We start from the raw sequence: 12,104 nt of genomic DNA, 5'->3' as shown, positions 1-12,104 counted from the left end.
GCACTTCATCGATCTTCTTCAGGTCGTTGGTGAGTTCGATACCGTCAACGAAGATGTTGCCCGACTGGTGTTCTTCCAGACGGTTGATGCAGCGGATCATGGTCGACTTGCCGGAACCGGAAGGGCCGGCAATGACGATGCGCTCGCCGCGCATGACCTTGAGGTTGATGTCGCGCAGCACATGGAAATCGCCGTACCACTTGTTCATGCCGACGATATCAACGGCAACCTCGGCAGACGAGATGACCAGATTCTTCAGTGCCGCGCTCATGTCAGACCCCAATTCCCTTCCGCTTGCCGGTAAGTCAGATACCGACAACCAGACCCTTTGCCTTCAGCACCGGCTCGAGATTGCTGACCTCGACCACCGTCTTGCCGGCTTTGTAGGCGGCGATGTAACCGGCTTCGGCATCTTCGCGCGCCTGCGAAAGCTTGGCGACTTCGGCAACTTCATCACGACGAACCACGACCAGACCGTCGGCATCGCCAACGATAACATCGCCCGGATGAATGATCTCGCCGCCGACGATGATCGTGTCGTTGGTGGTGCCGATCGTTTCCTTGACCGTGCCCTTGATGCAGGTGCTCAGCGAAAACACCGGGAAACCGAGCTCGCGAAGCTGCAGCGTATCGCGCACGCCCGTATCGGTCACAAGACCGCCGATACCCTTGGCAAGGCAGGCATTGGCTAGAACATCGCCGAACGAACCGGCTTCCTCATATTCACCGGCGGATACGACGATGATATCGCCCGGCTTGGCGTAATTGATCGCAAGCTGCAGCATGATGTTGTCGCGCGGCGACGACTTCACCGTGAAGGCAGGGCCACAGAGTTTCATGCGGTAGTCGACCGGCTTCAGACGCGACGACAGCGCACCACGACGGCCCTGAGCCTCATGGATCGTTGCCGGAGAGAACTTCGAAAGAGCCTCCAGATCCTCCTTGGACGGACGTGCGGGAATATCTTTGATGTGGGTCATGAGGCCCTCCTCGAGGCCATAGTGAACCGCACGGCGGCAAGATTGCCGCCGTCGGCAATAGTCAGTTTTTCAGGTTTTTAAGGACCGGACGCCTGGTGCGTCAGATCAGGGAATCGGATCGAACTTCAGCTCGGAGAGCGGCACGACCTTGTCGGTACGGGTCATTTTGTATTCGGTGCCCTGACCGAGCCACTTGTCCCAGATCTTGTTGATCTCACCATCTGCGTCGAGCTTGCGCAGGATCTCGTTGACCTTGGCGGTCAGCGCCGGCTGATCTTTCTGCATGCCAATACCAATCGGCTGGTACAGCATGGGCTCCTCGATCATGCGCATTTCCTTGCCGCGGGTCTTCGATTCATTGACAAGCTTCGTCGTCGTCATCGTGTTTGCGACCATGCCGCGCGCCTTGCCCTGCTGAACGGCAAGATAGGCAGAACCAGTATCCTGGAATGTCAAAGGCTCGGACTTGTTGAGCTTGATCGACATTTCAGACGTCGAGCCCTTCGTAGAGGCAATACGCTGACCGACGTAATCTGCCTTGGCCTTGCCTTCGTCCGTAGTCGGAACGATCAGCATTTCCTTGGCGAGATAATAGGGGTCGCTGAACTGGATCTGCTCGGCGCGGCTCTGGGTGTAGGCGAGGTTGGCAACGGTGATGTCGACGCGGCCGAGCTTCACTTCCGGGACACGTGCTTCAACCGATACCGGCTTGATTTCAGCCTTGACGCCCATTTCCTTGGCGATGGCGTTGCAGAGATCAACGTCGAAGCCGACCATTTCGCGGGTCTTCGGGTCTGGCGCGGCAAAGGGCGTCACATCGGCGAAGGTTGCACAACGCAGCGTCTTCGCTGCCTGAATATCGGCAAGCTGGTCGGCTTTGGCTGGCGCGACGACAGCGGTGCTGGCGACGAGCGATGTCAGAATTGCGAATTTCCAGTTCATTTGCTGTTCTCCATTGTTATTTTTTAAAGAAGGCAGTCAGTGCCGCAGATCAGCGAGAAAACGCTGAGCGCGCGGATGTCGTGGATTTTTGAAAAACTCCTCAGGCGGAGCCGTTTCGAGGATTTCGCCCGCGTCGATGAACCAGATCCGGTCCGCAACATCGCGCGCAAAGCCCATTTCGTGGGTGACGCAAAGCATGGTCATGCCTTCGGCGGCGAGGCTCTTCATCACACTCAGGACTTCGCCAACCATTTCCGGATCGAGAGCGCTGGTCGGCTCGTCGAACAGCATGACCGGCGGCTCCATGGCCAGCGCACGGGCAATCGCGACGCGCTGCTGCTGACCACCGGAAAGCTGGCCGGGATAAGAATTGGCCTTGTCGGCAAGGCCAACCCGATCGAGCAGCTTGAGAGCCTTTTCATGGGCAACGTTGGCTGGAACCCCTTTCACCCGGATCGGCGACATCGAAACGTTGTCGACCACTGATAGGTGCGGGAACAGGTTGAAACTCTGGAACACGAAGCCGATGCGGCTGCGCAGCTTGTTCAGTTCATTGCTGCGCATCGGCGCGTGAATGTCCTGCCCTTCGAAGCTGATACCGCCGCTGTTGATCTCTTCGAGACGGTTGACCGTGCGGATGAGCGTCGATTTGCCGGAACCGGATGGGCCACAGATCACCACGACCTCGCCGCGCGCCACCTCGGCGTTGACGTTCTTCAGAACCTGATAATCGCCATAACTTTTGCAGACATCGGAAATGCGGATCGCCTGATCGGCCTTCGGCCCGGAAACTGGGGTGCTCATAGCTGCTCCGTAATGGTTTTAAGTGGGGCTGCCTCTGCAGGAAGGCGGACATTGCGCGGGCCGGCGCGGCGGCGCGCGATCCGCCGCTCCACGCTGTTGGCAACATAGGTCAGGCTCCAGCACAGGATGTAGTAGACCACTGCGAGAATGAGGAAGACCTGGAAAGGCTGCGTCAAAAGCTGGTTGTTGACCTGACTCGCCGCAAATGTCAGGTCCGGCACATTGATGACGTAACCAAGCGTGGTGTCCTTGATCGTCGAAACGAACGTGGAGATCATGCTCGGGATCATGTTGTAGAGCGCCTGCGGCAGGATGACGTAACGCATCGCACCGAGATGGCTGTGCCCCAGGGCACGGGCGGCATCCATCTGTCCCTGGCCGAGCGATACGATACCCGCCCGCACCACTTCGCTCAAAAATGCGCCCTGATAGATGACCAGCGTGACCAGCATGATCAGGAAGCTTGGCACGTCTGCGCCAGTCCACAGCGGGATGACGAAGTAGCACCACAGAATGAGCATCAGGAGCGGCACGCCGCGCGTGACATAGACGAGACCGGTAATCGGCCAGCTCAGGAGCCGCCACTTGGACAGGCGGGCAAGAGCCATCAAAATGCTGACCGGGAAAGCTAGTGCGATCGCCAGTGCCGAAAGGATGAGGGTGTTGGCAAGCCCGCCGAGGGGCCCGTTCGGATACTGCCCGATCAGAAGCAGCAGCCAGTAATCCTGAATGATATTGATGAAATCCTGGATCATGCGCGCGCCCTCCGCGCCGGATCGCCACGCATCGAGAGATAAGCTCCGATGCCCATGATGATGAGTGAGAAGAACAGATAGGTGACGGTGCCGATCGTATAGATTTCGAACGTGCGGAAGCTGAGGTTTTCGACTTCCTTGACGGCGTGCGTCAATTCAGGTGCACCGATGACGATGGCAATGCTGCTGTTCTTGAACAGGGAAACGCTGTGATTGATGAGGGGCGGCAAGGCATTGCGAATGCCCTGCGGCATGATCACGAAGCGCATGGCGGAGACGTAACCGTGGCCGAGCGCCTGAGCCGCTTCCATCTGCCCCTTGCTGACAGAACGCAGGCCTGATCGCAAATCCTCGCTGAAATAGGCTGCCTGGCAGAGACCAAGGCCAATCACCGCGAAGATCGCCTCCGCATTGTGGCTGGCAAGCCAGTCCGACAAACCTTGCGGCATGAGCGTGAAAATGCCGAAGTACCACAACATCAACTGAACGAGTGTCGGCACGTTGCGGTGATAGGAGACGTAAGCGGCAACGATCGGCTCACCGAAGCGAAACGGCGAAACTCGAAGCGCCAGCAGCAGAATTGCCAGCGTCATCGCAAGCGTCCAGGAGCCGAAGAAGATGACAAATGTCATCTGGATGCCATGCAGAAGCATCCCGACATATTCAGGATTTGAGAAAATCGCTGAAAGATCGAAGCCGCTCACCGCTCTGCCCCTTTGGCACTGCCGACAACAGCGGGCGTTTGTGGTTTCGCAGTCTGCAGACCGCCCATGACCTGCAGCGTCGGGGTGATTTCCATGTGACCGATGTTCATCGATACGGGTGCTGCAACCGCGAAGGCAATTGCATCGGCAATATCGGAAGCCTGCGGCAATTCGAAACCATCAATGAAGCGCTCGCGGATCGACGGGTCGTTACCGTGAACGTGATTGAAGATGTCCGTGGCGACACGACCGGGGCAGATTTCGGTGACGCGAACCCGCTTGCCGAACGTATCGATGCGCAACTGGTTGGACAGCATGGCAACGCCGGCTTTCGTGGCGTGATAGGTGGAGTTGCCGCCGAAATTGTAGTTGCCAGCAATGGAGGAGATGTTGATGACGTGGCCGCGGTCACGTTCCGCCATGCCAGGCACGATCAGCCGGCACAGATGCAGTACGGCGCGCAGGTTCACATCGATCAGCAGGTCGATATCGCCATCTTCCGCTTCAAGGAACTTCTTCGGCCGGTCGACACCGGCGTTGTTGACGAGAATGTCGAAGTCGATTTCGGAGGCAAGCTTCGCCAGCGCCTCACGGTCGGTCACGTCGATGGCATGCGGGATGCAACCGGTACGCTCTGCCAGTTCCTGAAGCGCGTCAGCACTTCTTGCCACGGCATGCACTTCAATGTTCTCACGCCGGAAACGCTCAACGATCGCCGCGCCAATCCCTCCGGAGGCGCCGGTTACAAGAGCCGTTTTATAGTCGGAAAAAGACATTCGTATTCATCCCCTTGTCGTTAAATTTGAGATTAGCGGAGCTTTGGCGTTCTGCCTAAGACGGATTGAATCTGGATGGATAAGGATGCGTTATGGAGCCCATTCGCGCGAAATCATCAAGCGCAGACAGACACTTAGAAGTTCGTCTTTTCCAGAGACTGCAAAAGCACGGCTTCTTTTTTGCCGCTGGCGGCTGTTGGTCGCGTTGCAATCCTCCGCGCGGCCTGCGAAAATCGCGGCAGAGATAAAGAGGGAACTTTCATGGACATAAGGCGACTGAGGTCGTTCATCGTGATCGTCGATACCGGCAGCATTACCCGCGCCGCCGACGTTTTGCATATTGCGCAGCCCGCCTTGAGCCAGCAGCTTGCCGGATTGGAAGATCATTTCCAGCAGAAGCTTCTGATTCGCAGCCAGCAGGGCGTGTCCATGACCGAGGCGGGCCGTGCCGTCTATCGGCACGCACAGATCATCCTTCGCCAGATGGATCTCGCTCAATCAGACGTCAAAGCAACAGGCGCTTCACTGGTCGGCCGCGTGTCCGTCGGCCTTGTGCCATTTAGCAGTGCGGCGACGCTCTCCGCCGATCTGTTGATCGAGACCCGAAAACGTCACCCCGGAATCCTGCTTCATCTGACCGAAAGCGTCGGTCAGACCTACAGCCAGATGATCATGAACGGACGTCTGGAAATGGCGCTCATTCACGGCTCGGGGCCAATCAAGGGCGTGCGTTTTGAGCCTTTGCTCAACGAGGATTTCTATTTCGTCGGTCACAGCCGAATGGGGATCGAAGCGAGCGATCAGCCTCTGCCAATTTCGGCGCTGGAGGATGTCCCCATTCTCATGCCGCCGCCTTACAATTTTGTGCGTCGTGCGGTTGATCTCGCCTTCACCCGCGCACGCGTCTCACTGAACGTCGTGGCAGAAATCGAAATCGTCCGGACGCTATCGCGTGCCGTAACAGATGGCATGGGTGCAACGATCATGCCGAAGGCGATCAGCGAGCGCCTTCTGGCCGAAACGAGCGAACCTCTGATCGTCCGCCCCATCACGCCAAGGATCGAGGAAACCCTGTCGTTCTGTGTTTCCGACCAAAGCGAGTTGTCGGAGCCGGCGCTGGCGGTGAAATCCATTCTGATGGAGCTCACCGCCCGCCTGAAATCTTAGTCGGTCAACGCAGCCCGTTGCAGAATTCTGCGATGCGGTTGCAGCCCTCTTCCAGCATTTCCATGCTTGTCGCATAGGAGATGCGGAAATACGGGCTCATGCCGTATGCCGCGCCCTGCACCGTTGCCACGTGGTGTTCTTCGACCAGACCCATGACGAAATCGACGTCGGTCGCAATCTTGCGACCGCCCTTGCTGGTCTTGCCGATGAGCTCGGAAATGTTCGGGAAAATGTAAAACGCACCTTCCGGCTTGTGCGCCCGCAGACCGTCGATCTCCGCAAGCCTGCCCAGCACGTAATCGCGACGGGTCTTGTAGATGGACGAACGTTCCTTGAGAAGATCCTGCGGCCCATCGAGCGCGGCCACGGATGCAGCCTGGGTCAAGGTCGAGGTACCGCCGCTGTTTTGTCCGTTAACGTTGCTGATTGCCGCGATCAGATCCTTCGGACCGCCGCAGTAACCGAGGCGCCAGCCGGTCATCGCATAGGCCTTCGACACGCCATTCATGGTCAACACGCGATCGTAAAGACGTGGCTCGACCTCGGCGATCGTGCAGAATTCGAAATCATCGTAGACGAGATGTTCGTAGATATCGTCCGTCAGAATCCAGACATGCGGATGGCGCAGCATGACCTCGGCGATCGCCGCCATTTCAGCACGCGAGCAGGCGGCGCCGGTCGGATTGTTCGGGAAGTTGAGGAAAAGCCACTTGGTGCGTGGAGTGATCGCTGCCTCGAGGTCTTCGGGCCGCAGCTTGAAACCTGCATTTTCCGGGCACGGTACCGAAACCGGAACGCCACCAGCAAACTTGACGATATCTGCATAGCTGACCCAGGACGGCGCAGGAATGACAACTTCATCGCCCGGATTGCAGGTTGCCAAGACAGCATTGAAGATGACCTGCTTGCCGCCGCCGGAAACAACGATCTGGTTCGGTTCGTAAACGAGTTTGTTGTCGCGCTTGAACTTGCGGATGATCGCCGCCTTCATCGCCGGCGTACCATCCATTGTGGGATATTTCGTATCACCTGCAAGAGCGGCCGCATGAGCGGCTTCGACGGCGTGTGCAGGCGTCGGGAAATCTGGTTCTCCGGACGAAAGGCTCACCACCTTGATGCCTTGAGCGGCAAGTTCGCGCGCGCGTTGCGTCATTGCGGCGGAAGCGGAAATCGAGACATTTTTCAATCGGTCGGCAATCGCAGGCATGGTCTGGTCTTCCAGTTTTGAACAGATGGTGAAAACGGATCGGCTGAAAACCTCAGCCGGCAACTTCGGATGCAGGCGCCAGCGAGCCGCCGGCGTTTTCGATTTCGCTACGGACAATGCGCGCCAGTTCGAGAGAACCCGGCGTATCGCTGTGGACGAGAATCGAGCGGGCCGTCATGGCGATGGTTGCGCCATCAATGGTCGTGACAGTTCCATCGATCAGGAACTGGCGAACGCGGGCGCGCACTGCAGATTCTTCTTTTACCAGCGCACCGGGCAGACCTCGGGTAACCAGACGGCCCTCGCGATCATAGGCTCTGTCCGCCAGAAAAAGGGTGAGCGTCTTCAGCGAAGCACGCTTTGCAGCGCCTTCAATCTCACTGCCCGGCATTGCAAAAATGATAAGCCCCGGATCAACGGCGCGGATCGCATCCATCATCAGATCGGCAAGCTTCGGGTCCCGGTTGACCATATTGCCCATTGCCGCATGGAAGCTGAAATGAGCGACCTGCTGGCCTTCGCTTGCGGCAATCGCCCTGAGCGCACCGAGCTGATAGAGCATCTGCTGACGCAGCTCATCCGCCGAATAAGGAATTTCGCGGCGACCAAAACCGGCACGATCGGGCAGGCCAGGATGTGCACCGATGCCCACACCGTTCGCTTTGGCCAGCCGTACCATCCGGACCATCGTGTCGGGGTCACCGCCGTGAAAACCGCAGGCGATGTTGGCCGAGGAGACAACCTTCATCATCGCTTCATCATCACACAGTCGGTAAGGGCCAAAACCCTCACCCATGTCGGAATTCAGATCGATCTTCATTCGTCCCTCCTTCGCGTCAGTTGATCACGGCAAGCGCCTGGCAAACCATGCGCGAGGTTCTGCGGACATCGGCAATGAATGCTGCGACCGACTTTTCGACCTCAGCCGCTTGCTGGTGCGTCACGCGGACAAACCGCAACCGGCTGCCGATGCGCGCCTGGCCAAGTCGCCACAGGTCGGCCTCGATAACGCCAGCAATCTTGGGATAACCACCTGCCGTGTTGGCGTCAGCCATCTGGATGATTGGCTCACCGCTCGGCGGGACCTGCACAACGCCGGAAACAACACCATGCGAGCGCATTTCCACCGGTGTTGTCGGCTTGATGGCATCGCCCATCAGTCGATAACCAGTTCTGTCGCTCTGGGTTGAGATTTTCCAGGTCTGCGACCAGAAACGCTCGGCATCATCGCCGAAAAGCGCATGTTCACCGGCCGGAATGGCACGAACCGAAAGCACACCATCTTCCGCTGCCGGAAAAGCATCCGCCAGCGCATAGACCGGATCGACAAAGGCGACGCCCGCTGCCGGAAAATTCAGTGGTTCGGAAACCTCATCGACGCGCAATGTATCGCCGACCGCGAGGAAACGGCCGTCGTTACCGCCGAAGGCACCGCGCAGCGACGTACTGCGCGATCCCATGACAGTTGCGACATCAATGCCGCCGGCAACGCAGATATAGGCGCGGGTGCCGGTGCGGGGTTGGCCCAGCTCCAGAACCTGTCCAGCTTGCACCGGCAAAGCGCAGCAAGATTGAATGGCTGCGCCATCAAGCGATGCGCCGCAGTCGGCACCGGTGACAACAAACGCGGTCGGCTTCGAAAACCGCAGCTTGAAGGGATAGGTCTGAATCTCGAGCGCGGCAGCGCCTGCGTCATTGCCGATCAGACTGTTTCCAACCTTCAAGGCCAGCGTATCCATTGCGCCGCTGGTGGTAACACCGATATTTCGGAAACCGGGGCGACCAAGGTCCTGTACCGTATTGAACGGTCCCGTGTGGATGATCTCTATCATAGCTCTATGCTCGCTGGCACGAAACGCACCGTATCACCCGGCGCCATGATGGCAGGCGTATCCGACATTGGATCAAACATCTGCAATTCGGCAAAGCCGATTGAATTCCAGCCATTCGGGCCCGTCAGGACTGCAACACCGGTCTGCATGCCGCCTATGGTGACGCAGCCTCTTGCCATGTTGAGTGAAGGAACGGTCTTTCGCGGCATGTAGATACGCGGATCAAGACCGTGCAGGTAACCGAACCCCGGCGCACTTCCGAGTGCAAACACCCGGTAGGTCCCTTCGTAGTGAATGCGCACCACTTCGCGGTCTGACAATCCTGATCGGTCGCAAAGCGCGGCAAGATCGGTGGCGTGATCACCGCCATAGGTCACTGCGATTTCGATCGTTCTTCCGGCAAGATCGATGCTCTCGGCCTGATCCCAGGCTTCCAGAAGACGCAGTGCCAGAGCCTCCGGGGCATCGGGCGTGGCCTTGAGCACAACGAGGAGATTGGTCATGCCCGGCACAATTTCCTGGGTTTCGCTCCAGGTTTCGACGACCTTGGACAAAGCCCAGATCCGCCGCTGCGAGGCAAGATCGAAATCGCCCGTGGCTTCAAGAAGGAAAGCGCGGGAGCCAATCGGCGACACGCGCGCCCCATTGCGGTCCTGTGAAAAGACCTCCAAAGGGGCTAGGATTTTGGCAATCGAGGCGTTCATGCTTCTGGCTCGACTTCTGCAATCGGGTCGCCGAAGCCGACGACCGTTCCGGGTTCAACGAGATGGCGGCGAAGGCGTTTCGAGGTCCCGGCTTTCACCGGCAACAGAACTGGTCCGACACGGAGGAAGCCCACCAGATTGTCATTCGCAGAACTGCCCTGCGTTGGCGCGCGCGAAAGATCTGATGGCCAGAACACTCCCGCCATCGGCGCCTTGAAGATCGCGGCAGACGCGGTCTCCGACTTGCTGGCGCTGATATCACGCGCGGATCTTCCCGCAGATCCGGCCACAACGATCCGCACGGTCTGGTCCCGGCGGGTGATCTCGATACCATCGACACCGGCGGCTGCAAGAACGAGTGTCAGCCTTTCGATGATCGCGGGATCGGTGAAATCAACCTTGCTCATGCGCGCCCCCGCGTCTTCAGCCATTTTTCGAGATAATGGATGTCCGTTTGGCCCTCTTCAAAAGCCGGGTCTTCAAACAACTCCCGCAACAGCGGCAGATTGGTCGCGATGCCGTCCAGCTTGAAGGCGGCGAGCGCGGCGCGGGTGCGGGCCATGGCCTCAGCCCGATCACGCCCGTGCACGATAAGCTTGGCGATCAAGGAGTCGTAATAGGGAGAGACCCTGTAACCGGCTTCGACATGCGTATCGACACGAACGCCTTCGCCTGTCGGCAGTTCGAGCGCGGCAATGACGCCGGCCGACGGCATGAAGGTGGCCGGGTCTTCGGCATTGATACGGCATTCGATGGCGTGCCCCTGGCAGGCCACGTCGTTCTGGTTCATCGGCAACTCTTCGCCCTGCGCAACACGGATCTGCTGCTGGACGATATCGACACCGCTGGTTTCCTCGGTCACGGGATGCTCGACCTGCAGACGCGTGTTCATTTCGATGAAATAGAACGCGCCATCTTCATAAAGAAACTCGAAGGTGCCAACACCGCGATAGCCGATCTGCTGGCAGGCCTTGACGCATGCTTCTCCGACGGGACCAATCAGCGCATCCGAAATGCCCGGCGCCGGCGCCTCTTCGACAACCTTCTGGTGGCGCCGTTGCATGGAGCAATCGCGGTGACCAAGCCAGACAGCATTTCCATGCGTGTCGCACAGCACCTGAATTTCAATATGACGCGGATGCTGGAGGAATTTCTCCATGTAGAGCGCCGGCGTTCCAAAAGCCTTGCGGGCTTCTTCGCGGGTCAATGTCACCGCTTCCAGCAGATCAGCCTCTTCAAGCACGACCCGCATGCCGCGCCCACCGCCACCACCGGCAGCCTTGACGATGATCGGATAGCCGATCTCCGACGCGATGGCGCGGATCGCCTCCGGCTCAGCGGGAAGTTCACTGTCGGGACCTGGAACGCAGGGCACACCGGCAGCAACCATGGCGCTCTTGGCGGCGATCTTGTCGCCCATCGTGGCGATCGCGGTGGCATCCGGCCCGATGAACGTCAGCCCCGCCTCGTCGACGGAAGCGGAGAACCGAGCGTTTTCCGAGAGGAAACCATAGCCTGGATGAACGGCACCGGCGCCAGAAAGACGTGCCGCGAGCAAAATGGCATTCTGGTTCAGGTAACTTTTCGGGGCAGGCGCCGGACCAATGCAGATCGCTTCGTCGGCGCTTCGGGTATAGGCGGCATTCCGGTCAGCTTCCGAGCAGACAACGACCGTCTTCAAGCCCATGTCACGGCAGGCGCGCACCACGCGCAGAGCAATCTCGCCGCGATTGGCGATCAGAACCTTGTCGAAACGTTGTTGCGGCTGCATCACGCGATCTCCGCAAGCATGTCACCAGCCTCGACCTCCGCACCGTTCACGTCCGTCAGACGCGTGATGCAGCCAGCGCGCGGCGCGGCAATCTTGTTGAAAACCTTCATCGCTTCGATGATAAAAAGTGTCTGCCCTTCGACAACCTCATCGCCGACGGCAACGAAAGGCGGATCATTGGGAGCCGGAGCAATATGCAGGACACCAAAGATGGGAGCGTTGACTGCAAACCCGCCTGTTGAAGGCTTGTCTTCAGGCACGGTGGCTTGCGCGGGTTGCTCGACAGCGGCGACGCTCTCAGCCGTCGACGACAAAGCATTTGTCGACCTTTCTCGGAAAATCCGGACAGTGGTGTCCTTCTCGGTGACCGTCAGTTCGGTAATGCTGGACCGGCCGACGAATTCGATGAGTGTTTCTATCTTTGAAAGGTCCATTCCTCGGTCCACATTTGGGCTGCGTCGA

General features: G+C 58.7%; 15 protein-coding genes. 1 reads left to right on the top strand and 14 read right to left on the bottom strand.

Translation table 11 applies throughout. The features are described 5' to 3' along the window. The 7 genes from HWX89_RS15430 to HWX89_RS15400 form a co-directional block, all read right to left on the bottom strand. Positions 1 to 271: ATP-binding cassette domain-containing protein (locus HWX89_RS15430; protein WP_178340785.1), on the bottom strand; the 271-nt coding region annotated here is incomplete at its 3' end. A 34-nt stretch (positions 272 to 305) separates the two neighbouring features. Further along, positions 306 to 980, bottom strand: a complete 675-nt coding sequence (locus tag HWX89_RS15425) for a 4-carboxy-4-hydroxy-2-oxoadipate aldolase/oxaloacetate decarboxylase (RefSeq protein ID WP_178340784.1) — start codon at positions 978 to 980, stop codon at positions 306 to 308. A gap of 105 nt (positions 981 to 1,085) precedes the next feature. Continuing rightward, positions 1,086 to 1,922, bottom strand: a complete 837-nt coding sequence (locus HWX89_RS15420) for an ABC transporter substrate-binding protein (RefSeq protein ID WP_138794130.1) — start codon at positions 1,920 to 1,922, stop codon at positions 1,086 to 1,088. 36 nt (positions 1,923 to 1,958) lie between these two features. After that, positions 1,959 to 2,726, bottom strand: coding sequence for an amino acid ABC transporter ATP-binding protein (locus HWX89_RS15415; RefSeq protein ID WP_138794129.1), 768 nt, complete (start codon positions 2,724 to 2,726; stop codon positions 1,959 to 1,961). Further along, the gene (locus HWX89_RS15410) at positions 2,723 to 3,481 is read right to left on the bottom strand and encodes an amino acid ABC transporter permease (RefSeq protein ID WP_138794128.1); all 759 of its coding nucleotides are present in this window, start codon (positions 3,479 to 3,481) and stop codon (positions 2,723 to 2,725) included. The genes HWX89_RS15415 and HWX89_RS15410 overlap by 4 nt, the downstream gene beginning before the upstream one ends. Next, a complete protein-coding gene (locus HWX89_RS15405) occupies positions 3,478 to 4,185 on the bottom strand; it encodes an amino acid ABC transporter permease (protein ID WP_138794127.1) in 708 nt (235 codons plus the stop codon). Before HWX89_RS15405 ends, HWX89_RS15410 begins: the two co-directional genes overlap by 4 nt. Further along, positions 4,182 to 4,961: an SDR family oxidoreductase gene (locus tag HWX89_RS15400; protein ID WP_138794126.1), complete on the bottom strand. Its 780-nt coding sequence runs from the start codon at positions 4,959 to 4,961 to the stop codon at positions 4,182 to 4,184. The genes HWX89_RS15405 and HWX89_RS15400 overlap by 4 nt, the downstream gene beginning before the upstream one ends. 261 nt (positions 4,962 to 5,222) lie before the next feature. On the opposite strand from HWX89_RS15400, the gene nac reads away from it, so the two are divergent. Beyond that, on the top strand, positions 5,223 to 6,128 hold the full coding sequence (gene nac, locus HWX89_RS15395) for a nitrogen assimilation transcriptional regulator NAC (protein ID WP_138794125.1): 906 nt from the start codon (positions 5,223 to 5,225) through the stop codon (positions 6,126 to 6,128). A 4-nt stretch (positions 6,129 to 6,132) separates the two neighbouring features. Here nac and HWX89_RS15390 read toward each other — a convergent pair whose 3' ends face one another. The 7 genes from HWX89_RS15390 to HWX89_RS15360 are packed head-to-tail and all read right to left on the bottom strand — an operon-like array spanning position 6,133 to position 12,076. After that, positions 6,133 to 7,335, bottom strand: coding sequence for a pyridoxal phosphate-dependent aminotransferase (locus tag HWX89_RS15390; protein WP_138794124.1), 1,203 nt, complete (start codon positions 7,333 to 7,335; stop codon positions 6,133 to 6,135). Between the two features lie 52 nt (positions 7,336 to 7,387). Continuing rightward, positions 7,388 to 8,155: a LamB/YcsF family protein gene (locus tag HWX89_RS15385; protein WP_138794123.1), complete on the bottom strand. Its 768-nt coding sequence runs from the start codon at positions 8,153 to 8,155 to the stop codon at positions 7,388 to 7,390. A 16-nt stretch (positions 8,156 to 8,171) separates the two neighbouring features. Then, positions 8,172 to 9,167, bottom strand: coding sequence for a 5-oxoprolinase subunit C family protein (locus HWX89_RS15380; RefSeq protein WP_138794122.1), 996 nt, complete (start codon positions 9,165 to 9,167; stop codon positions 8,172 to 8,174). Next, positions 9,164 to 9,871, bottom strand: a complete 708-nt coding sequence (gene pxpB, locus HWX89_RS15375; protein ID WP_138794121.1) for a 5-oxoprolinase subunit PxpB — start codon at positions 9,869 to 9,871, stop codon at positions 9,164 to 9,166. Before pxpB ends, HWX89_RS15380 begins: the two co-directional genes overlap by 4 nt. Continuing rightward, positions 9,868 to 10,278, bottom strand: a complete 411-nt coding sequence (locus HWX89_RS15370; protein WP_138794120.1) for an acetyl-CoA carboxylase — start codon at positions 10,276 to 10,278, stop codon at positions 9,868 to 9,870. The genes pxpB and HWX89_RS15370 overlap by 4 nt, the downstream gene beginning before the upstream one ends. Next, the gene (gene accC / locus HWX89_RS15365) at positions 10,275 to 11,642 is read right to left on the bottom strand and encodes an acetyl-CoA carboxylase biotin carboxylase subunit (RefSeq protein WP_138794119.1); all 1,368 of its coding nucleotides are present in this window, start codon (positions 11,640 to 11,642) and stop codon (positions 10,275 to 10,277) included. Before accC ends, HWX89_RS15370 begins: the two co-directional genes overlap by 4 nt. Beyond that, positions 11,642 to 12,076: an acetyl-CoA carboxylase biotin carboxyl carrier protein gene (locus HWX89_RS15360; RefSeq protein ID WP_138794118.1), complete on the bottom strand. Its 435-nt coding sequence runs from the start codon at positions 12,074 to 12,076 to the stop codon at positions 11,642 to 11,644. Before HWX89_RS15360 ends, accC begins: the two co-directional genes overlap by 1 nt. Positions 12,077 to 12,104: the final 28 nt, after the last annotated feature.

Origin of the sequence: Rhizobium sp. RM (genome assembly GCF_013390595.1) — a bacterium.
Lineage (GTDB): Bacteria > Pseudomonadota > Alphaproteobacteria > Rhizobiales > Rhizobiaceae > Agrobacterium.
Note: the sequence above shows the minus strand (reverse complement) of the source record. Positions and strands in the feature narration are given on the sequence as shown.